General features: G+C 68.8%; 24 protein-coding genes. 6 read left to right on the plus strand and 18 right to left on the minus strand.

What is annotated here, in order from left to right; all coding sequences use genetic code 11:
- The first annotated feature begins 12 nt into the window (after positions 1–12).
- On the plus strand, positions 13–2,667 hold the full coding sequence (locus AB0H56_RS10285; RefSeq protein ID WP_357160086.1) for a hypothetical protein: 2,655 nt from the start codon (positions 13–15) through the stop codon (positions 2,665–2,667).
- Here the strand turns inward: AB0H56_RS10285 and AB0H56_RS10290 are convergent.
- The 13 genes from AB0H56_RS10290 to rpsJ form a co-directional block, all read right to left on the minus strand.
- Complete coding sequence (locus tag AB0H56_RS10290; protein ID WP_357160089.1) at positions 2,657–3,112, minus strand: PIN domain-containing protein; 456 nt, start codon at positions 3,110–3,112, stop codon at positions 2,657–2,659. The genes AB0H56_RS10285 and AB0H56_RS10290 overlap by 11 nt on opposite strands.
- Positions 3,109–3,333 carry a ribbon-helix-helix protein, CopG family gene (locus AB0H56_RS10295; protein ID WP_357160092.1) on the minus strand — a complete coding sequence of 75 codons (225 nt, stop codon included), beginning with the start codon at positions 3,331–3,333 and terminating at the stop codon, positions 3,109–3,111. Before AB0H56_RS10295 ends, AB0H56_RS10290 begins: the two co-directional genes overlap by 4 nt.
- A 118-nt stretch (positions 3,334–3,451) precedes the next feature.
- Entirely contained in the window at positions 3,452–3,721 is a 270-nt protein-coding gene (gene rpsQ / locus AB0H56_RS10300; RefSeq protein WP_232996603.1) for a 30S ribosomal protein S17, read from the minus strand.
- Complete coding sequence (rpmC, locus tag AB0H56_RS10305) at positions 3,718–3,957, minus strand: 50S ribosomal protein L29 (protein WP_019045024.1); 240 nt, start codon at positions 3,955–3,957, stop codon at positions 3,718–3,720. The genes rpsQ and rpmC overlap by 4 nt, the downstream gene beginning before the upstream one ends.
- Complete coding sequence (gene rplP, locus AB0H56_RS10310) at positions 3,957–4,373, minus strand: 50S ribosomal protein L16 (RefSeq protein ID WP_019045023.1); 417 nt, start codon at positions 4,371–4,373, stop codon at positions 3,957–3,959. Before rplP ends, rpmC begins: the two co-directional genes overlap by 1 nt.
- 3 nt (positions 4,374–4,376) lie before the next feature.
- The gene (rpsC, locus tag AB0H56_RS10315) at positions 4,377–5,171 is read right to left on the minus strand and encodes a 30S ribosomal protein S3 (RefSeq protein WP_019045022.1); all 795 of its coding nucleotides are present in this window, start codon (positions 5,169–5,171) and stop codon (positions 4,377–4,379) included.
- Positions 5,172–5,585: a 50S ribosomal protein L22 gene (gene rplV, locus AB0H56_RS10320; RefSeq protein WP_019045021.1), complete on the minus strand. Its 414-nt coding sequence runs from the start codon at positions 5,583–5,585 to the stop codon at positions 5,172–5,174.
- Positions 5,582–5,863 carry a 30S ribosomal protein S19 gene (gene rpsS, locus AB0H56_RS10325; protein ID WP_056818481.1) on the minus strand — a complete coding sequence of 94 codons (282 nt, stop codon included), beginning with the start codon at positions 5,861–5,863 and terminating at the stop codon, positions 5,582–5,584. Before rpsS ends, rplV begins: the two co-directional genes overlap by 4 nt.
- Positions 5,864–5,877: 14 nt before the next feature.
- Positions 5,878–6,714 carry a 50S ribosomal protein L2 gene (gene rplB / locus AB0H56_RS10330; protein ID WP_110037227.1) on the minus strand — a complete coding sequence of 279 codons (837 nt, stop codon included), beginning with the start codon at positions 6,712–6,714 and terminating at the stop codon, positions 5,878–5,880.
- A gap of 33 nt (positions 6,715–6,747) precedes the next feature.
- Positions 6,748–7,053: a 50S ribosomal protein L23 gene (rplW, locus tag AB0H56_RS10335; protein ID WP_019045018.1), complete on the minus strand. Its 306-nt coding sequence runs from the start codon at positions 7,051–7,053 to the stop codon at positions 6,748–6,750.
- Positions 7,050–7,724 (minus strand): 50S ribosomal protein L4, encoded by a 675-nt coding sequence (gene rplD / locus AB0H56_RS10340; protein ID WP_019045017.1) that lies wholly within the window; start codon positions 7,722–7,724, stop codon positions 7,050–7,052. The genes rplW and rplD overlap by 4 nt, the downstream gene beginning before the upstream one ends.
- Positions 7,721–8,386 carry a 50S ribosomal protein L3 gene (rplC, locus tag AB0H56_RS10345; protein WP_110037229.1) on the minus strand — a complete coding sequence of 222 codons (666 nt, stop codon included), beginning with the start codon at positions 8,384–8,386 and terminating at the stop codon, positions 7,721–7,723. Before rplC ends, rplD begins: the two co-directional genes overlap by 4 nt.
- A 14-nt stretch (positions 8,387–8,400) precedes the next feature.
- Positions 8,401–8,706, minus strand: a complete 306-nt coding sequence (rpsJ, locus tag AB0H56_RS10350; RefSeq protein WP_003938093.1) for a 30S ribosomal protein S10 — start codon at positions 8,704–8,706, stop codon at positions 8,401–8,403.
- Positions 8,707–9,232: 526 nt separating this feature from the next.
- On the opposite strand from rpsJ, the gene AB0H56_RS10355 reads away from it, so the two are divergent.
- From AB0H56_RS10355 to AB0H56_RS10370, 4 genes are all read left to right on the plus strand, one after another.
- Positions 9,233–9,709, plus strand: a complete 477-nt coding sequence (locus tag AB0H56_RS10355) for a hotdog fold domain-containing protein (protein WP_357160101.1) — start codon at positions 9,233–9,235, stop codon at positions 9,707–9,709.
- Positions 9,710–9,749: 40 nt separating this feature from the next.
- The gene (locus AB0H56_RS10360; protein ID WP_357160104.1) at positions 9,750–10,628 is read left to right on the plus strand and encodes an ATP-binding cassette domain-containing protein; all 879 of its coding nucleotides are present in this window, start codon (positions 9,750–9,752) and stop codon (positions 10,626–10,628) included.
- Positions 10,629–10,698: 70 nt separating this feature from the next.
- Positions 10,699–11,874 (plus strand): ABC transporter permease, encoded by a 1,176-nt coding sequence (locus tag AB0H56_RS10365; RefSeq protein WP_357160107.1) that lies wholly within the window; start codon positions 10,699–10,701, stop codon positions 11,872–11,874.
- A gap of 94 nt (positions 11,875–11,968) precedes the next feature.
- Positions 11,969–13,147 carry a lycopene cyclase family protein gene (locus AB0H56_RS10370; protein WP_357160110.1) on the plus strand — a complete coding sequence of 393 codons (1,179 nt, stop codon included), beginning with the start codon at positions 11,969–11,971 and terminating at the stop codon, positions 13,145–13,147.
- 51 nt (positions 13,148–13,198) lie between these two features.
- Here the strand turns inward: AB0H56_RS10370 and AB0H56_RS10375 are convergent, their stop codons facing one another.
- The 3 genes from AB0H56_RS10375 to AB0H56_RS10385 are packed head-to-tail and all read right to left on the minus strand — an operon-like array spanning position 13,199 to position 15,845.
- Positions 13,199–14,056 carry an ABC transporter permease gene (locus AB0H56_RS10375; protein WP_357160113.1) on the minus strand — a complete coding sequence of 286 codons (858 nt, stop codon included), beginning with the start codon at positions 14,054–14,056 and terminating at the stop codon, positions 13,199–13,201.
- On the minus strand, positions 14,053–14,862 hold the full coding sequence (locus tag AB0H56_RS10380; protein ID WP_357160116.1) for an ABC transporter permease: 810 nt from the start codon (positions 14,860–14,862) through the stop codon (positions 14,053–14,055). The genes AB0H56_RS10375 and AB0H56_RS10380 overlap by 4 nt, the downstream gene beginning before the upstream one ends.
- The gene (locus AB0H56_RS10385) at positions 14,859–15,845 is read right to left on the minus strand and encodes an ATP-binding cassette domain-containing protein (RefSeq protein ID WP_110037235.1); all 987 of its coding nucleotides are present in this window, start codon (positions 15,843–15,845) and stop codon (positions 14,859–14,861) included. The genes AB0H56_RS10380 and AB0H56_RS10385 overlap by 4 nt, the downstream gene beginning before the upstream one ends.
- 228 nt (positions 15,846–16,073) lie before the next feature.
- On the opposite strand from AB0H56_RS10385, the gene AB0H56_RS10390 reads away from it, so the two are divergent.
- Entirely contained in the window at positions 16,074–17,573 is a 1,500-nt protein-coding gene (locus AB0H56_RS10390; protein ID WP_357160119.1) for an aldehyde dehydrogenase family protein, read from the plus strand.
- Positions 17,574–17,583: 10 nt separating this feature from the next.
- Here AB0H56_RS10390 and AB0H56_RS10395 read toward each other — a convergent pair whose 3' ends face one another.
- Complete coding sequence (locus tag AB0H56_RS10395) at positions 17,584–18,819, minus strand: TetR/AcrR family transcriptional regulator (protein ID WP_357160122.1); 1,236 nt, start codon at positions 18,817–18,819, stop codon at positions 17,584–17,586.
- A gap of 170 nt (positions 18,820–18,989) precedes the next feature.
- Positions 18,990–20,012 (minus strand): alpha/beta hydrolase family protein, encoded by a 1,023-nt coding sequence (locus tag AB0H56_RS10400; RefSeq protein ID WP_110037237.1) that lies wholly within the window; start codon positions 20,010–20,012, stop codon positions 18,990–18,992.
- Positions 20,013–20,083 lie beyond the last annotated feature (71 nt).

The raw sequence follows: 20,083 nt of genomic DNA on the forward strand, positions 1-20,083 counted from the left end.
GGAAGGCGCCAGATGTCCGACGAGCGGTCGATCGATGATGCCGTCAGCACGCCGAACACCGAGATCACGGCACTCGCGCAGCAGGTCGCGACCGCGCGCGGCAAGCTCCCCCTCCAGCACGACACCGCCCTCTACGACGCGCTCTCCGACTCCGAGATCCGCGCCGAACGTGAACTCGCCGAATGGATTCGCGCGCAGCGCCGCAAGCAGCGCCGCCGCGCCGTCGCCGACGAACTCGCCGCCGAGCAGCGGGACCGGCGCACCGGGGCACTCATCCGCCGCACCGACGAGGCCGACGCGCGCTGGCACCGCAAGGCGCTGGCCGCGCGCCGCCGGGTCTCCAGCGCCGACGCCCGGCTCGCTCAGCTCTACCGGCGCGCGGAGTGGTCGTCGCGGGCGCTGATCGGCGTCGTCGTCCTCGGCATGGTGTGGGCCGGGGTGAACGTGCAGCACAACCTCGTGCCGAGCGGGGACATGAGCGACCCGCTGTACTGGCTCAGTTTCGGGATCGAGGCGATGATCTCGATCCCGATCATCACGATCATGGTCGCCGCCACCACCGCCGCCCGCTGGGGCCGCGAACTCGAACGCGGCAAGGTCCTCGTCTTCGAACTCGCCCTCCTCGGCACCACCGTCGCCCTCAACGCCGGCCCCCACCTGGCCGCCGGCGCCTGGGGCCGCGCGGCCGAATACTCGATCGCGCCCGTCATGGTCGGCGTCGTGATCTGGTTGCACGCCTGGGTCTCCGCGCGTTACGCCCTGCTCATCGAGAGCGCCTCGGTGGAGCTACCCGGGGAAGTGGGCACGAGTTTCGCTCGGTCGGAACAGGTCTCGGATGCCGGCACCGTGCGCGAACCGGGTTCCGTTCGCGACCACAGGCTTTCGGCAATGACCGCATCGCCGAGTTACGCGCCGACTGAGCAGGTGGCCGCTGAGCCCGCGACTGCCGCGGCCTCGGCCGCGCATCAGATTTCCGGCGTCAACGCCCATCACCGCGATGTGCCGACATCCGAGGCGGTCGGTACTCCGCTCGCCTCCACCGGAGTGCGCGCCCCGCAACCCGAGCGCGTCGCGGCCGGATCGCCGGCACACACCGACGAGAGCGCGCGCAACGGATTCAGCCACCTCGCGGCATCGACCGCAGCCGAGGTGAATTCGCCTGCCGCCGAGCCTCGCCCGCGCACGGAGCACGCAGGCGGCACGGCAGTCGTCCAGGTCGACACCGCGATCCCGAAGGGCGCTCCCGGTGCGTACGAGTCGCCGACCGACTTGGCGGACGTCGCGACTGGCTCCGCGCCTGCTGTCATCGGTGGTGTCGACCCGACCATGGCAGGCACCGTCGGCGCGCATGAGACGATCAGCGCCGCAGCAACCGGCCCCACCCCTGCAGCCACCTCCCACACGAACGGCACCGCAGCCGGTACCACCGACGCCGTCACGACCGGCACCAACGGCATTGCAGCCGATACCGCTGATGCTGCCACCACCGGCGCGAATGGCGTAGCAGCCTCGGCCGGCATGGACGCCACGGCGGCCCTGTCCGAGGTGGACGCCAGCGCCGGCGTGCCCGATGTACTCGGCATGGACTCGACAAATGACGGCTCCCGTACTGTCGCCGACAGCGCGGTCCGCGATACGGTTCGGGCGAATGCCGAAGCCGGTTCGGATCACGTGGCGGCGGAAACAGTTTCGTCGACCGATCTGCCTGCCGATGAGGTCGTGGTGGCCGCGAAGGTCGAGCGCAAGCTCGCGGTCGGGCGCCGGGCCTCGGTCGACAAAGCGGCCGTGCCCGGCACGCTGGAGCTGATCCACAAGGCCGCCGCCGAGCACCGGCGCAACGGCGACTACGCCCGCGCGAACGGCGCCGCCCCCACCGTGCGGCGAATACCGGTCACGGCCGGCGCGCAGGCCACTGCGGACGCGGCCAGCGGTACCGACCCGGTTCCCGAGGCGACGGCGCACGCCGGCTCCGTCGCCCGTGACCGCAACGGCGACACCGCGGCATCCCCAGTGGTGCACAACGATCCACAGCCCGAGGCCGACGAGCCCGAACAGCTCACCCTCACCGCGGAACTCGACGTCGAGCCCGCGCCTGCCCGCGAGCGCGAACTCAGTGATTCCACACCGGCATCGGTCGACGAACCTGCCCGACGCGACACCGATCCCGCATCGGTCGCGGGCAACGAACCCGCAGGATCCGGCCAGGATTCCCAGCCCGCGACGACGCTCGCACCGGAATCACCGCTGACGAACAACGAACCGGATTCCGGCTCGCACCAGCGCCCGGAGACCGAATCCGCGCCGAGCGAGCCGATCACGCAGGCTCAGCCGATGACAGCCGAGCAGCCCCTGGCCAAGCCCGCGCCGAAGAAGCCGCTGCGGAAGATCGAATCAAGCGACCTCGTCGAGGACGAGCCCGTCGAGCCCGAAGACCTCGACGACTACGACTTCGACGACGACAACGAGGTCCGCGCCCTGGCCCGCCAGATCGCCCACCGCAGCCCCCTGCGCCTGACCCTCGATCAGATCGAGGAAATCCTCGAACTCACCGACCAGTCCTGGTCTGCCCGCAGCATCGGCGCCGAGGTGGGCGTCTCCGGCACCACCGTCACCAACATCGTCGAATTCGCCCGAAAGATCCGCCACCCTTACGCCTTCACCGGCTGACGGCCGGCTCCTCGGCGTCGTCGGGAAACAGCCGAAACGCCGGAAAACCATTCAGCGGACGGAGCGCCCGGAAGTCCCTGCGGTCCAGCGTGAGGATCGCGTCGGTGTCGAACTCGGCCGCCAGGGCAACGCACACAGCGTCGACCAGGTCGAGGTCGAGACCGTCGTACATGGCGCGAATCTTGACCGCCGCCGCGAGTTGGAGCGCATCAACCTGCGCCAGCACGATACGAGTGGATCCGATGCGCTCGGCGAGCAGATCGAGAATGCGATCGGCGACCTTGCGACCCGCGCGAACGCTGGCGACATGGTGGACTTCCGTCAATGCCATCGGACTGACCACCAGCGCGCTCGCCGAATCGGCCGCTCGACGCACCGCGAAATGCTCCGGATCGGTGCGGTTGAACAGGGCGAGCAGTCCGGAAGTATCGGCGACGACGATCATGCGGAGCGATTCATCGCATCGTGGATGTCGTCCTTGCTGATCGGGCCGCCGAGGTCGAAGGTGTCATCGTCGGTCAGCAGCGGTGTGTCCCATGTGCGGTTCCGCAGCAGATAGGCGCGTAGCGCGTCGCGCATGATCTCGTTCTTGGAGCGGCCCTCATCGTCGGCTTGCGCCGCCAGCGCCGCCTCTTCTTCGGCTGTCAGCCGCATCGTCCAGGCCACCGCATCATGGTATCAAAGATGACACCACTTCCGTGGTAGCCGAGGGAACGACGAAGGCCCGCCTCCCAGGGGGAAACGGGCCTTCGTGCGTACGATCTCGATGGATCGAGGAGGGACCTTACTTGGCCTTCTCCAGGACCTCGACCAGACGCCAGCGCTTGGTGGCCGACAGCGGACGGGTCTCCATCAGCTGAACGCGGTCGCCGATGCCGGCGATCTCGTTCTCGTCATGCGCCTTCACCTTGGAGGTGGTGCGAATGATCTTGCCGTAGAGCGGGTGCCGGTGACGGTCTTCCAGCTCGACGACGATCGTCTTGTTCATCTTGTCCGAGACGACGTAGCCGCTGCGTACCTTGCGGCTGTTGCGCTCTTCCTTGTTCTCGCTCATGCCGCGTCTCCCTTGCCAGCGGGTGCCGTGGCCAGGCCGAGCTCGCGCTCACGCATGACCGTGTAGATGCGCGCGATCTCGTGGCGGACGACGCGCAGACGACGGTTGTTGTCGAGCTGACCCGTCGCCATCTGGAAGCGCAGGTTGAAGAGCTCTTCCTTGCTCTCGCGCAGTTTGGCCACGAGCTCTTCTTCGTTGAGCTCGCGGAGCTCTGCGGCCGGTGTTCCGGTAGCCATCAGAACTGCTCCTCCCTGGTCACGATCCTGCACTTCATCGGGAGCTTGTGCATCGCGCGACGCAGGGCCTCGCGAGCGATCTCCTCATTCGGGTAAGACATCTCGAACATGACCCGACCGGGCTTCACGTTCGCGACCCACCACTCCGGCGAACCCTTACCGGAACCCATGCGGGTCTCGGCAGGCTTCTTGGTGAGCGGGCGGTCGGGGTAGATGTTGATCCAGATCTTGCCGCCACGCTTGATGTGGCGGGTCATCGCGATACGCGCCGACTCGATCTGACGGTTGGTGACGTAGGCGGGCTCGAGAGCCTGGATGCCGTACTCACCGAACGCCACCGCGGTGCCGCCCTTGGACATGCCGGAGCGGGACGGGTGGTGCTGCTTGCGGTGCTTGACGCGACGGGGCATCAGCATGCGTCAGCCCTCCTGGTTCTCTGCCGGTGCGTCCGCCACAGCGGTGGCGGCGCGACCGACCTCGGTCGAGGTCGCGGTGGTGCCGGCGGAACCGGAACGACGCGGGCGGCTCGGACGCTCGCGACGCGGGCGCTCCGGAGCAGCGGCGGCGGCGGTCAGCTCACGACGACCACCGACGATGTCACCCTTGTAGATCCAGACCTTCACGCCGATGCGACCGAAGGTGGTCTTGGCCTCGTAGAGGCCGTAGTCGATGTCCGCGCGCAGCGTGTGCAGCGGGACGCGACCCTCGCGGTAGAACTCCGAGCGCGACATTTCGGCGCCACCGAGGCGGCCCGAGCACTGCACACGGATGCCCTTGACGTTCGGCGAACGCATGGCCGACTGGATGGCCTTGCGCATCGCGCGACGGAACGCCACACGGTTGCTGAGCTGCTCGGCGACACCCTGAGCGACCAGCTGCGCATCCGACTCGGGGTTCTTGACCTCGAGGATGTTCAGCTGAACCTGCTTCTTGGTGAGCTTCTCCAGCTCGGCGCGGATGCGGTCGGCCTCCGCGCCACGGCGACCGATCACGATGCCGGGACGCGCGGTGTGGATGTCCACACGCACGCGGTCACGGGTGCGCTCGATCTCGACCTTCGAGATGCCTGCCCGCTCCATGCCGGTGGCGAGGAGCTTGCGGATCTGAACGTCTTCCTTCACGTATTCCGCGTACTGCTTGTCCGCGTACCAACGCGACTTCCAGTCGGTGGTGATACCGAGGCGGAAGCCATGGGGGTTGATTTTCTGTCCCATTTACTTTGCCCCTCCCTTCCGGCGGCTACGAGTGGCAGCGCCGGCAGTGGGCACGCTCTCGACCTCGATGGTGATGTGGCTGGTGCGCTTGCGGATCCGGAACGCGCGGCCCTGGGCCCGCGGCTGGAAACGCTTCATGGTGGCACCCTCGTCGACGAACGCGGTCGAGATGACCAGGGTGGCCGGGTTCAGACCGAGGTTGTTCTCGGCGTTCGCCGCGGCGCTGGCCACGACCTTGGCGACCGGCTCGCTCGCGGCCTGCGGCGCGAACTTCAGGATCGCCAGGGCGTCCTCGACACGCTTGCCGCGGACCAGGTCCACGACGCGACGCGCCTTCATCGGGGTGACCCGCACGTGCTTAGCGGTGGCGCGGGCAGTCGGGTTCTGAACCGTTTCGGTGTTGGTTTCAGTCATCGCCGCTTGCTCTTCCGGTCGTCCTTGACGTGGCTCTTGAACGTCCTGGTCGGCGCGAACTCACCGAGCTTGTGGCCGACCATGTTGTCCGAGATGAACACCGGGACATGCTTGCGACCGTCGTGGACGGCGAAGGTGTGGCCGATGAAATCGGGGATGATGGTCGAGCGACGCGACCAGGTCTTGATGACCTGCTTCGTGCCCTTCTCGTTCTGCACGTCCACCTTCGCGAGGAGGTGGTCGTCGACGAACGGGCCCTTCTTGAGGCTGCGTGGCATTTCTTACCTCCTCCTTAGCGCTTCTTGCCGGTCTTGCGGCGGCGGACGATGAGCTTGTCGCTCGGGCGGTTGGGCTTGCGGGTGCGGCCCTCAGGCTGACCCCACGGGGAGACCGGGTGGCGACCACCGGAGGTCTTGCCCTCACCACCACCGTGCGGGTGGTCGACCGGGTTCATGACGACACCACGGACGGTGGGACGGCGGCCCTTCCAGCGCATACGGCCGGCCTTGCCCCAGTTGATGTTCGACTGCTCGGCGTTGCCGACCTCGCCGACGGTGGCGCGGCAGCGCACGTCGACACGGCGGATTTCACCGGAGGGCATACGCAGGGTCGCGTACGGACCCTCCTTGCCCAGCAGCTGGATGCTCATGCCTGCGGCACGGGCCATCTTGGCGCCGCCGCCCGGACGCAGCTCCACGTTGTGGATCGTGGTACCGGTCGGGATGTTGCGCAGCGGCAGGTTGTTGCCCGGCTTGATGTCGGCCGTGGGGCCGGACTCGATCGGGCTGCCCTGCTGGATGCCCTTCGGCGCGATGATGTAGCGCTTCTCGCCGTCGGCGTAGTGCAGCAGTGCGATGTTGGCGGTGCGGTTGGGGTCGTACTCGATGTGCGCGACCTTGGCCGGGATGCCGTCCTTGTCCAGGCGACGGAAGTCGATCAGACGGTAGGCACGCTTGTGACCGCCACCGCGGTGACGCGTGGTGATGCGACCGTGCGCGTTACGACCACCGGACTTGGTGAGCGGGCGCAGCAGCGACTTCTCCGGCGTCGACCGGGTGATCTCGGCGAAGTCCGAGACGCTGGAGCCACGACGGCCCGGCGTTGTCGGCTTGTACTTACGGATTGCCATGAGTTCTTCTCTACTTTCTGGATGACCAGCCGCTTACGCGACCGGGCCTCCGAAGATCTCGATGGGCTTGCTGTCGGCCGAGATGGTCACGAGCGCGCGCTTGGTGTCCTTGCGCTTGCCGTAACCGAAGCGGGTCCGCTTGCGCTTGCCCTGACGGTTGGCGGTGTTGACGCTGGTGACCTTGACGCCGAAGACCTTCTCGACGGCGATCTTGATCTGCGTCTTGTTCGAATCCGGGTGCACCAGGAAGGTGTAGGTGCCTTCCTCGATCAGTCCGTAGGACTTCTCCGAGATGACCGGTGCGAGCAGGATGTCGCGGGGGTCGGCGATGGTGCTCACTTGCTCTCCTCCTGGGCCGCCTCGGCGGGACCGTGAACGAACGCGTTCAGGGCCTCGACGCTGAACACCAGTTCGTCGCTGTTGAGGACGTCGTAGGTGTTGAGCTGATCCGGGGCGATCGGCAGCACGTTCTGCAGGTTCGCCACGCTCTTCCACGCGGCGACGTCCTCGCGACCGACGACGACCAGGAACTTCTTGCGGTCCGACAGCTCGGACAGGAAGCTCTTGGCGGCCTTGGTCGACGGGGTCTGACCCGCGACCAGCTCGGTGATCACGTGGATGCGCTCGTTGCGGGCCCGGTCGGACAGGGCGCCACGCAGGGCGGCGGCCTTCATCTTCTTGGGGGTCCGCTGGCTGTAGTCACGCGGCTGCGGGCCGTGGACGGTGCCACCGCCGGCGAACTGCGGCGCGCGGGTCGAACCCTGGCGGGCGCGACCGGTGCCCTTCTGGCGGTACGGCTTCTTGCCGCCACCGGAGACCTGACCACGAGTCTTCGTGGCGTGGGTGCCCTGGCGAGCGGCGGCCAGCTGCGCGATGACGACCTGGTGCATCAGCGCGACGTTGGCGGTCACGTCGAAGATCTCCGCGGGGAGTTCGACGGTGCCTTCGGTCTTGCCGCCTGCGGCCTTCACGGTCAGCGTCAGGTTGGCCTTCTTGTCGAGGCTGGTCATGCGTGCGCACCACCCTTCACGGCGCTCTTGACGATCACGACGTTGCCCTTGCGGCCCGGGATGGCACCCTTGACCAGGAGCAGGCCGTTCTCGGCGTCGACCTTGTGAACCGAGAGGTTCTGCGTGGTGACGCGTTCCTTACCCATGCGACCCGACATGCGCATGCCCTTGAACACGCGGCCGGGGGTGGCGCAGCCACCGATGGAGCCGGGGCGACGGTGCACAGCCTGCGCACCGTGCGAGGCGCCCTGACCGGCGAAGCCGTGACGCTTCATGGTGCCGGCGAAGCCCTTGCCCTTGCTGATACCGGTCACGTCGACGTAGGTGCCCTCTTCGAAGACGTCGGCGGAGAGCTCCTGGCCGACCTCGAAGGTGGAGGCATCCGCGACGCGGATCTCGGTGACGTGGCGGCGCGGGGTGACACCGGCCTTGGCGAACTGGCCGGCGTCCGGCTTGTTCACCTTGCGCGGGTCGATGGCGCCGAAAGCGATCTGGACGGCCGAGTAGCCGTCGCGCTCCACGGTGCGGATCTGGGTGACCACGTTCGGGCCCGCCTTGATGACGGTGACCGGGACGACGCGGTTCTTCTCGTCGAAGACCTGGGTCATGCCGAGCTTGGTGCCCAGGATGCCGGCCGCGGGCCGGTTCTTGTTGTCAGTCATATCTCGAGTCCCCGTCACTGGATGTTGACGTCGACGCTGGCCGGCAGATCGATGCGCATGAGCGCGTCGACCGTCTTCGGCGTCGGGTCGAGGATGTCGATGAGGCGCTTGTGCGTACGCATCTCGAAGTGTTCGCGCGAGTCCTTGTACTTGTGCGGCGAACGGATGACGCAGTACACGTTCTTCTCGGTGGGCAACGGCACAGGCCCGACCACACGGGCGCCAGTGCGGGTCACCGTCTCCACGATCTTGCGCGCAGACGCGTCGATCGCCTCGTGGTCATAGGCCTTGAGCCTGATGCGGATCTTTTGTCCCGCCACGCTAAGTGTCCTTTTCTCCGCTTTCCTTCGTGGTCACAGGAGCTGGCTCCTGCACCACCCTCATTTGCACAGCCCGAACACACGAAGATCTCAGTCTGGAGACCGCGACCGGGCACCGCCCGATCCTCGCCGCTGTTCATCTGTCATGGTTCTCCGGTCCACGCGGTCGGGCGTGTCGCCTTTTCGCTCATTCCTCAGCCCTGGTCGCTTGCTCACCTTGGCCTGGAACGGTGGTCCCGGACGTATCCACCCCGGCGAACCGGCGGGATACAAACTACTGCTCGCCTCACGCGACCCGCCTCCTCCGAGGAGAAGACATGATCCTGTGAAAGGCAACCCGAACAGTATGCACCATGCCGTCGGCGGTCTTCAAATCGGGGGTCATGAGGTATCGATCACGCCGCGAGGGGCCTTCTACCTGGACCGCACCGCCGATCGAGCTGTGCCGGTCCATGGTAGCTGGCGCGGCGCCGACACCCCGCCGGGGCGGGTTCCGCGCTACCTTACTTTTGAGTAAGATACGGGAATGGCACAGGAAACCGCGACGTACCGCGGCTGGAAGAAACTGCCCGACAATCGTCTCGGGCACACGCTGTTCTCGCTGGGCATGGTCGCCCGGGTCCCCTACTTCGGTACCGTGCTGCCGCAGGTGGTCCGGCTCGAGCCCGGGATCTGCGAGGTGACCTCCCCCAAGTGGTTCGGCATCCACAACCATCTGGGCACCTTCCACGCGATCGCGGCCTGCAACCTCGCCGAGGTCGCGATGGGCATGCTCAGCGAGGCCACGGTGCCGACCACGCATCGCTGGATCCCCAAGGCGATGAATGTGCAGTACCTGACCAAGGCCGAGACCGGCCTGCGCGCCGTGGCGAAGCTGGCCGAGATCCCCGACTTCGCCGCCATCACCGAGGGCACCGAACTGACCGTGCCCGTGTCGATCTACGACAAGGACGGCGTCGAGGTCGTGCACGCCGACATCACCACCTGGGTCACTCCGCGCTGACCTACCTCGGCGAAAGCCCTTGGATCGGTACGGTTGTGGGATGTTGGAAGTCGCGCGACTGGTCCGGCGTTTCGGCGACAACGTGGCGGTCGACCACGTGTCGTTCACGGTGGCGCCCGGCGCGCTGACCGGGTTCGTCGGCGGCAACGGAGCGGGCAAGACCACCACCATGCGGATGATCATGGGGGTACTCGCCGTGCACGCGGGCGAGATCAGCTGGGCAGGGCGTCCGGTGACCGCCGCCGATCGCCGCGCCTTCGGCTACATGCCGGAGGAACGCGGGCTCTATCCCAAACAGCCGGTCGTCGATCAGCTGGTCTATCTGGCGCGGTTGCGTGGCGTGAGCGCGGCGGCGGCCAGGGCGCGGGCCGGGGACCTGCTGGAGCGGTTCGGGCTCGGGGAGCGGGGCAGGGACAAGCTCGAATCGCTGTCGCTCGGGAACCAGCAGCGCGTGCAGATCGCGGCGGCGGTGATCGCGCGGCCGACGGCCCTCATCCTCGACGAGCCGTTCTCGGGGCTCGACCCCGTCGCGGTCGACTCCATGGCCGAGCTGCTGCGCGAGTACGCCGACCAGGGGGTGCCGGTGCTGTTCTCCTCGCATCAGCTCGATCTGGTCGAGCGGCTGTGCGATCAGCTGGTGATCCTCGCCGGTGGGCGGGTGGTCGGGCAGGGCTCGGTGGAGTCGTTGCGGGCGGGCAGCGCGGCGCGATACCGGCTGGTCGTCGACAGCGACCCGGGATGGCTGCGCGCATTCGCCGGGGTCAGGGTGGTCGAGACGAACGGGTCGGCGGCGGTACTCGAATTGACGGGCGCGAGCACCGATTCGGTCCTCACCGAGGCGCTCGCGCGCGGGTCGGTGCGCGAGTTCGCCGAGCTGCGGCCCACGGTGGCGGAGATCTACCGGGAGGTGACGGCATGAACGGTCAGCGCCCGGAGGCGGTAGCTCGCGTCACCACGCAGGGCGCCCGAGCATGCCAGGAGGGCAGGACATGAGCGGGTCGCGCGGAGTGTGGCGGATCGTCGCCGCCAGGGAGATCGTGGTGAAGCTGCGGGATCGCAACTTCGTCATTTCGACGGTGGTGACCATCGTGGCCATCGTCGCGTCGCTGGCCGTCACCGGTTTCCTGAGCAGCAGGCCGGATCGGATCGCGGTCGCGGTCACCGGGCCGGACGCCGCGACGGTCGTGCAGACGGCCGACGGGCTGGCCTCGGCGGCCGATACCGATGTCACCTTCACCACCGAGCCGATGGCTGATCGGGCCGCCGTCGAGCAGGCGGTGCGCGACGAGCGGGCCGAGGTCGGGCTGGTGCCGGTCGACTCCGGGTGGCGGCTGATCGGCAAGACGGCCGAGGACGACAACGCCACCACCTACATCACCGCCGCCGCGACCCAGCTCGCCCTGGAACGCAATGCCGCGGCGGCGGGCGTCTCGCTGGAGGAACTCGGCCGCGGCGCCGGGGTGACCTACGACCTGCTGGAGCAGGGCGCCGTCGATCCCGGTCTCGCCAAGATCGTGGCGTTCGTGTTCGCCTTCCTCTTCTATCTGTCCTCGGTGCTGTTCGGCATGTCCATCGCGCAGAGCGTGGTGGAGGAGAAGCAGAACCGGATCGTCGAGATCCTGGCCAGCGCGATGCCGTTGCGGCAGTTGCTGATCGGCAAGGTCGCGGGCAACGCGGTGCTGGCGTTCATCCAGCTCGGTTTGTTCGTCGGTGCCGGGCTGGTGGGACTCGCGGCGATCGGGCAGGGCGATCAGCTGGGCCGGATCGCCGGAGCCGCAGGCTGGTTCATCGTGTTCTTCCTGGTCGGTTTCCTCGCGCTGGCCTGCCTGTGGGCGGTCGCTGGCTCGCTGGCCACCCGCAGCGAGGACCTGCAGTCCACGGCCACTCCCCTGTCGATGCTGATCATGATCGTGTTGTTCGCGGGCATCTTCCTCACCGGGACCGCGCGGGTGGTGGCGTCGTATGTGCCGATCATGTCGATCGTCGCCATGCCCGGCCGGCTCGCCGAGGGCAGCGCGGTCTGGTGGGAACCGGTCGTCGCGCTGGCGGTGATGGCGGTGGCCGCCTACGGGATCGTGGTGGTGGCGGAGAAGATCTACCGCCGGTCGCTGATGCAGACCCAGGGGCGATTGACGATGCGCCAAGCGCTCGCGCTGGAGGACTGAGTTCCGCCCAGGAACCATGGCTCGCGGGCCGATGTGCCCTGCCCGCCCGTCCGGCTTGTTGCGCGCCGCGGGCGGCAGCGGATTGAATGCGAGCGTGGACAGTGCGCGGGAGTTCGATGTGTGTGTGGTCGGGTTGGGGCCGACCGGGCGGGGGCTGGCGCATCGCGCCGCGGGCGCGGGATTGCGGGTGGCCGCGGTGGATCCCCGGCCCGACCGGCTGTTCCCGCCGACCTTCTCGTGCTGGGTGGACGAGCTGCCGGAGTGGTTGCCCGCGAGTGCCATCGCACAGCGGATCGCCACGCCGACGGTCTGGACCAAGACCGAGCACCGGATCGACCGCCCGTACTGCGTGCTGTCCAAGGCGGGGCTGCACGCGGCGCTCGCCCTCGACGACGCGACGGTGGTCGCCGCGCGGGCGACCAGGGTCGACCGGCACGAGGTGGAACTCGCCGACGGCGCCGTGATCAAGGCGGCGACGGTGTTCGACACCAGGGGGCTGCCGACCCTCGGCAAGCGCAGGGCCGCCTCCGCGCACGGCATCTTCGTCGACGCGGAGACCGCGGCGCCGATGGTGGCCGACGGCGAAGGGCTGCTGCTGGACTGGCGGCCGGAGAACGGCGCCGGCCCCGACGAGCCGCCGTCGTTCCTGTACGCGGTGCCGCTCGGCGACGGCACGGTGATCTTCGAGGAGACCAGCCTCGGCCTGCGCGGCGGCATGCCCCAGCACGAGCTGCGCAAGCGGACGCTGAACAGGCTGGCCGCGCACGGCATCCGCCTCACCGGCGACGAGCCGCACGAGGCCGCGCACTACCCGCTCGACCAGCCGCCGCCGAAGAAGGGCACCGCCGTCGCCGTGCCGTTCGGTTCGCGCGGCGGAATGATGCACCCGTGCACCGGCTACTCCGTCGGCGACTCGCTCGCGCTGATCGACACCGCGGTCGCCGCCGTGCAACAGGGCAACGACCCGATCGAGGCGCTGTGGCCATGGCGGGCGCGCGCGGTGTACTGGATGCGGATGCGCGGGCTGTGGGGGCTGGGCAGGCTCACCACCGACCAGTCGATCGCCATGTTCGAGGCGTTCTTCACCGAATCCGCGCGGGGGCAGCGGGCGCTGCTCTCGGCGCACGAGGACTACACCGCCCTCGGCGCCGTCCTGTTCAACACGGTCGCCCACACCTGGCCGTTCCGCTGGCGCTACGACCTGGTCGGCTGGACCAACCGTAATCGGTGGGTCGACTACCCGTTCGCGCCCGCCGAGGCGCCCACCCACTGACACCACGATCGCCCCGCGGTCACCCGGACCGCGGGACGATCGTGGTGGGTCTCAGGCGGTCTGCGCGGCGCGCTTGTAGCCGACGATCGCCGGGTAGGCGAAGACCGCGATCATGCCGACCGTCCAGGCCAGCGTCTTCAGCAGCGGCTCGGCGACCGGTCCGCCGTAGGACAGGCCGATCATCGCGTTGATCGCGCAGCTCATCGGCTGGTTCTCCACGGTGGCCTGCAGCCAGGTCGGGTAGGCGATGATCGGGACGAAGCCGGTGTTGAAGAACATCAGCAGCGTGTTGACGATGCTGATCAGGCTGATCAGCATCACGCCCTCGGTGACGGTGGCCAGCGCGGTCACCATCACCGCGAAGCCGAGCCCGAACACCACCGGCACGCAGACCAGCGCGATGTTGGTGAGCGGGTCCTCCATGAACAGGAAGCCCAGCGGCACCGCGACGAGCAGCACGATCACCGTGGTGATGAGGATGCGCACCGCCTCGGCCAGCAACCGGCCCGTCAGCAGCGAGGCCTTGTTCAGCGGCATCGTGTAGAACCGGCTGAGCAGCCCGGCGGCCTTCTCCCGCTTGAAGCCGAGCGCGCTGACCACCGCGCCGGTCATGGCCGCCACCAGGGTGAGCAGCGCGGCCTGGCCGTAGATCGCGGGCATGCCGCCGTAGGCGGTGATGTAGTCGCCGAGCACGATGCGGAACATCATCAGCGTCACCGCGGGGTAGACGATGGTCTGGATCGTCGTCGCCGGATCGCGCAGCCACACCATCAGCAGGCGCTTGCACTGCAGGAGGCTGTGGGTCGCCCAGTTCGACACCGCGCCTTCCGGCTTGGCGTGCACCACCGGCAGCAGCGCCGCGGTCTCGTCGGCGGGCAGCGAGTTCCGCTCGGGAGTGGTCGTCGTCATGATCGCCTCACACTCGCCCACACAGCCAGTGGGAGGAAGAAGATGGCCAGGCCACCGAGCCACGCCAGCGACACCCAGGTCCCCGCCCAGCTCACCTGGCCCGCGGCCATGTCGCTGAGGGTCTGGGCGGCCTGCGAGATCGGCTGGTTGCGGGCGAAGCCGCGCGCCCAGCTCGGAAAGGCCTGCTCGGGCACGAACCCGGTGGACAGCATCCCGAAGATCAGGATCGGCAGGGTGAGCGCCTGGCTCAGCGACTCGGGGTTCTTGGTGAGGCTGCCGAGCGCGTCGGCGCCGAGCGTCAGCACCAGGCCGACGGCCAGCGCGAAACCGCAGAACGCCAGCGCCTGCAGCCAGCCGCCGGTGAACCGGAAGCCGATCAGGTAGCCGTAGCCGATGGTGGCGGCCAGCGAGATCACCGAGCGCACCAGGCCCGCGCTGATCCGCGAGACCAGCGGAACCAGCGAGCCGATCGGCATGGTCTGCAGCCGCGAGCTCAGGCCGGTGAGCGCCTCGAAGGCGGCCAGCTGCGCGTTCGACATCATGGTCATCGCCATCGTCTGGAGCACGATGATCGGCATGACGTACTGCGCGTAGTCGATGCCCTGGACCTTCATCACGTACCGCAGCGGCAGGTAGAAGGCCACGGTGATCACCAGCGGGAACAGCACCGCGACGATCAGCTCGCCCTTGGTGACCATGGTCCAGACGACGCGGCCGGTCAGCGCGCGCCACTGCGCGAAGCTGCTCGGCTGTGCCGGGGGGAGGTCGTCGAACAGGGTGGTCCCCGCGACGGTCGGGGCACTCACTGGTGGCCGCCCGAATGGCCGGTGATCGAGAGGAACACGTCGTCGAGCGAAGGCCTGCGCAGCGCGATGTCGGCCAGGTCGATGCCGGCGCTGTCGAGCCTGCGCAGCGCTTCGGCGAGGGTGGCGGCACCGTCGGGCGCGGGGACGGAGAGTTTGTCGGCGCCGGCGATCTCGGCCGCGACGGCGGCGGGGACCAGGTCACCGAGCGCCTCGACGGTCGCGGCGAGGCGGCTGGGGTCGAGCGGGACGATCTCGCAGAAGCTGCCGCCGGTCTTGGCCTTGAGCTGGTCGGCGGTGCCCTCCGCGATGACGGTGCCCTTGTCGATGACGATGATGTTGTCGCTGAGCACGTCGGCCTCTTCGAGGTACTGCGTGGTGAGCAGCACCGTGATGCCCTGGTTCTTGAGCGCGGTGACCAGGTCCCACACGCCCTGGCGGCTGCGCGGGTCGAGGCCGGTGGTCGGCTCGTCGAGGAACACCACCTCGGGCCGCACGACCAGCCCGCAGGCGATGTCGACGCGACGGCGCATGCCGCCCGAGTAGTTGCGCACGGCCCGCTTACCGGCGCTGACCAGGTCGAACTCCTCGAGCAGGACTTCGGCGCGCTTGCGCGCGGCCGACTTGGACAGGCCCATCAGCCGCCCGAACAGCTCGAGGTTCTCGCGGCCGGTCAGGTTCTCGTCGAGGGCGGCGTACTGGCCGGTCATCATGATCGCGCGGCGCACGCCCGCGGCGTCGGTGCGCACGTCGTGACCCGCCACGACGGCGGTGCCGGAGTCGGGGCGCAGCAGCGTCGACAGGATCTTGACCGTGGTGGTCTTGCCCGCGCCGTTGGGCCCGAGGATGCCGAGCACACTGGCCTTCTCCGCCCGGAAGCTGATGCCTTGCAACGCGTGCACGTCGCCGAAGGACTTGCGCACATCGGACACCAGCACCGCGGGCTCATCGGCACGCGACGCGACGCCCCCTGCGGGCGAATCCATTGAGATCGAACTCGGCATCAACTCTCCACCATCACGGAAATTAGCTTGTCGGTAAGTGATCTGTACCGTTCGGCGCGATGTTACCGGTCCGGCCGTTCGCCCGGCCGTTTGTCGTGTGCGCAAATCCACCTTGTCGGCTCGCCCGGACGCCCATACGCTGGCCGACGGGGAAACACTCGTCTCACCTGCCCGTGCCAGGGCGCGTTCGATCTCCCGTGAGAGGTGACGATGACAGAGGCCACCGCTGCGCCGACGGGGCGGTCCGACGTGCTGACGTCGTTCGACCCGCGCACCGGCGAGCAGCTCGCGCAGTATTCCGTCGACGGTCCCGCCGAGGTCACCCGCGCGGTGCGCACGGCGCGCGCGACCCAGAGCTGGTGGGGCGAACTGAGATTCGCCGAACGCCGCAGGCTGCTGCTGGACTGGCGGGCCCAGATCGCCAGGAACGCGGGCGAATTGGTGGAGGTGCTGCGTGCCGAGACCGGCAAACCGGAGGCCGACGCGGCGCTCGAGGTGATGCTCGCGGTCGAGAATCTGGACTGGGCGGCCCGCAACGCCGAACGCGCGCTGGGCCGGAAACGCTTGGCGACAGGGTGGTTCACGCGCAATCAGCACGCCTCGGTCGGCTATCTGCCCCTGGGTGTGGTCGGTGTGCTCGGCGCGTGGAACAACCCGGTCTTCACCCCGATGGGTTCGATCGCCTACGCGATGGCGGCGGGCAACGCGATGGTGTTCCATCCGCACGAGATCACCACCGGGGTCGGGGTGTGGCTGGCCCGTAGCTGGGCCACGGTCGTCCCCGACCAGCCGGTGCTGCAGGCCGTCACCGGTGACACCCGCACGGCGACCGCGCTGTGCAAGGCCAAGGTCGACAAGATCGCCTACGCGGGCCCGGAAGCGGGCGGCCGCGAGGTGATCGCGCTGTGCGCGCAGACGCTGACGCCGGTCGTGGTGGAACACAGCGGCAAGGGCAGCATGATCGTGCACGTCGACGCCGATCTCGACGCCGCCGCCGAGGCCGCCGTGTTCGGGGCCATGGCCAACGCGGGCCAGAACGCCTCGGGCATCCAGCGCTGTTATGTCGCCGATTCGGTGTTCGACGACTTCCTGGCCAGGGCGGCCGAGCGGGCCGCGAAGCTGCGGCCGGGCGCCGACAATCGCGCCGCCTACGGTCCGATGATCAATGCCGCCCAGGTCGACGTGGTGCGCAGGCAGGTCCGCGACGCCATCGCCCGCGGCGGCCACGCGGTCCTGGGCGGGCTCGACTCGTTCCGCGATCCGTATGTGGAGCCGATCGTGCTGGCCGAGGTGCCCGAGGAGAGCATCGCCATCACCGGCGAGGGCATCGGCCCGGTGCTCGTGGTGAACCGGGTGGCCGATCTCGCCGACGCGGTCGCGCGGGTGAACGCCGCGGGCAACGGCATCGCGGTCACCGTGTTCACCCGCGACATCCCCAGCGCGGAGTTCATCGCCGAGCAGCTCAGCGTGGGTGTGGTGACGGTGAATTCGTCGACCGCGTTCACCGGCATCCCGGCGCTGCCCTTCGGCGGGGTCGGCGAGTACGGGCAGGGGCACAGCCACGGCGAGCAGGGGTTGCAGGAGTTCAGCCGCACGATGTCGATCGCGCGCAGGCGGTATCGGGCGCCGGTGCGCCTGTCGACCTTCGATCGTCATCCCCGGCACCTGCGCACGGCCAAGGCCCTGTTCCGGCTCCGGCACGGGCGCTGACCGGCGCGGCTCAGTCCGGCTTCGGCGCGTCGCCGAGCAGTACCGCGCCGGTCAGGGCCGCGAGCCGGGCGAGCTGTTCGGGGCGGGAGTCGAAGCGCAGCAGGCGGCCGACGTCGATGATCTGACCGATGGCCGCGTGCACCCGGAAGCGGGCCTCGATGGGGTCGTCGTCGAGCAGGTTGGCCCATTCGAGGATGTTCTGGCGCTGCAGGGCGCGCAGCCGGTGCTGCTCGGCCTGCGGCAGATTGCTGAACTCCGCGTAGTAGACCGGCATGATCTCCGGCGTCGAGAAGGTGAGCCGGGCGTAGCGGTCGGCGATGCGGCGCGCGGCGTCGGCGCGGTTCTCCGATTCGGCCAGCGCCTCGCCGATCGCGACGGCCATCCGGTCGCCCGTGCGATGAAAAGCGGCGGCGAGCAGGTCGGCCTTGCTGTCGAAGTGCCGGTAGACGCTGGAGGCGTTGATGCCGACGGCGGCGCCGATCTCCTCGATGCCGGACTCGTGGTACCCGTTGCGGCCGAAGATGCGGATCGCCTCGGTGAGCAGTTGTTCGCGTTTCGACGTGACGGGTAGGCCGCGGTTCTGCTTGCCGTGGTCGGGCTCAGCGGGCGCGGGCGGCAGGTCGGCGCGCACGATCGACCAGGCCATGTCGAGTTGCAGCGCGAGCATGCGCGCGTGCGAGAGCGTGGTGCGGTGCGCGGCGATGCTGGCCAGCGCGGACAGCGCGCCGACGGCGAGCACGGTGACATCGTCCTCGGTCAGTTCCGGCCTGAGCTCGGCGATCGGCGCGGCGACCAGCGCCTCGAGTTCGCGATAGAACGCGCGGATCCGGACCCGGTCCTCGCGCTCGAGGTAGCGCCGTTCCCAGCGGTAGAGACCGCCTTCGCGGCGGATGTCGATGTTCTGTTCGGCGACGGCGGTGAGCAGCGCGTCGAGCCTGGCCTCCGGGTCGGCGGACGGGTCGTCGGCGGCCTTGGCGACATCGCGCAGCCCGCGCGCGCCCGCCTCAGCGGCGGCGACGAGCAGCGCGTACTTGTTGGCGAAGTGGCGGTAGAGGGCGGGCCCCGAGATGCCGACCTCGGCCGCGATCTCGTCGACGCCCACCGGGTAGTAACCGCGGGCGCTGAACGCGCGGGCGGCGGCCCGCATGATCTGCATCTTGCGGTCCTTGGGCCTGCGGCGCACGACCTTCGCCGGTGCTTCGGTCGGCTCGCAGGCGCGTTCGGCCTCACTGCGATCGGCGACCATGCACTCACTTTCCGTTCCGCGTTCCGGGCTGTCGACTGGGCTGACGCCACCGCTGGGCAGCGCCGGACCAGTCAACCTAAGTTAACCACAATTCGCAAACGGCGAGAGAGAGAGTCGGGAAAATGCGAACCGCCCCGGGGATACCGGGGCGGTTCGTCGAGCGAGGGGACCTACAGGCCGAGCCCGCGGGCCAGCGTCGGCCACGACAGCTTCAGCTCGTCCTTCCAGTAGCCCCACGAGTGGGTGCCGTTGGGGCGGAAGTTGAAGGTCGCCGGGATGCCGAGCTCGTTGAGCCGGTTCGCCAGGTTGTGGGTGCAGTAGTTGGTGCCCGCCTCGATGACGCCACCGATGACGATCTGGTTGGCCAGGCCGTAGGCACCGGGCAGGGCGTACGGACCGTCGAGGGTGTCGTACGGGCCGGGCAGGCCGTTGCCGGTGGAGATGTAGAGGTCGAGGCCACGCAGACCCTCGGCGTTCACGTACGGATCGTTCTTGACCCATTCCTCCGAGCCCTGCGGGCCCCACATGTTCATGGTGTCGCCACCGCCCCAGGTCTCCACCGTGAGCTTGACGAACTCCGAGCCCACCGGGTCGGAGGTCTGCGCGCAGCCGGAGTAGGCCGCGGCCGCCTTGTACAGGCCGGGCTTGGCGATCGGCAGCGCGAGCACGGTGGTGCCCGAGGTGGACAGGCCGGCGATCGCGTTCACGCCGTTGGTGCCCAGCGCGCCGTCGACCAGCGGGGGCAGCTCCTCGGTGAAGAAAGTCTTCCACTTGTTGCGGCCGACGACCGGGTCGTCCTTGATCCAGTCGGTGTAGTAGCTCCAGGAGCCGCCGATCGGCTGGATCACGTTGACGTTCTTGTCGCCGAGGAACTCGAGCGCGTCGGTCTTGGCGACCCAGGACGCGGAGTCCTCGCCGCCGCCCGCACCGTTGAGCAGGTACAGGGTGGGGCGCGGAACGGAGGCGTCGGCGGGGCGCTGCACGTCGACGATGATGTTCTCGTCCATGGCCGCGGAGTACACGTGCAGCCGCAGGCTGCGCGAATCCTTCACCTCGGCCTTGACGATCTTGGAGCCGTCCTCGGAAACGGGGTTGGCGAGCAGGCTCTTCGAATCGATGATCGGGTCAGCCGAGGCGGGACTCGCGCCGAGACCGGACAGCAGTCCGGCGGCTACTGCCGTCGCCGCGATCATCGCCGCGGCGCGGGAGCCGCGACGCCGGGTGTGCCGACGAATCAATTTCGCACCTTCGCTTCGTTTCGAAT

The sequence above is a fragment of the Nocardia sp. NPDC050717 genome (assembly GCF_040654275.1).
In the GTDB taxonomy this organism is placed as follows: domain Bacteria; phylum Actinomycetota; class Actinomycetes; order Mycobacteriales; family Mycobacteriaceae; genus Nocardia.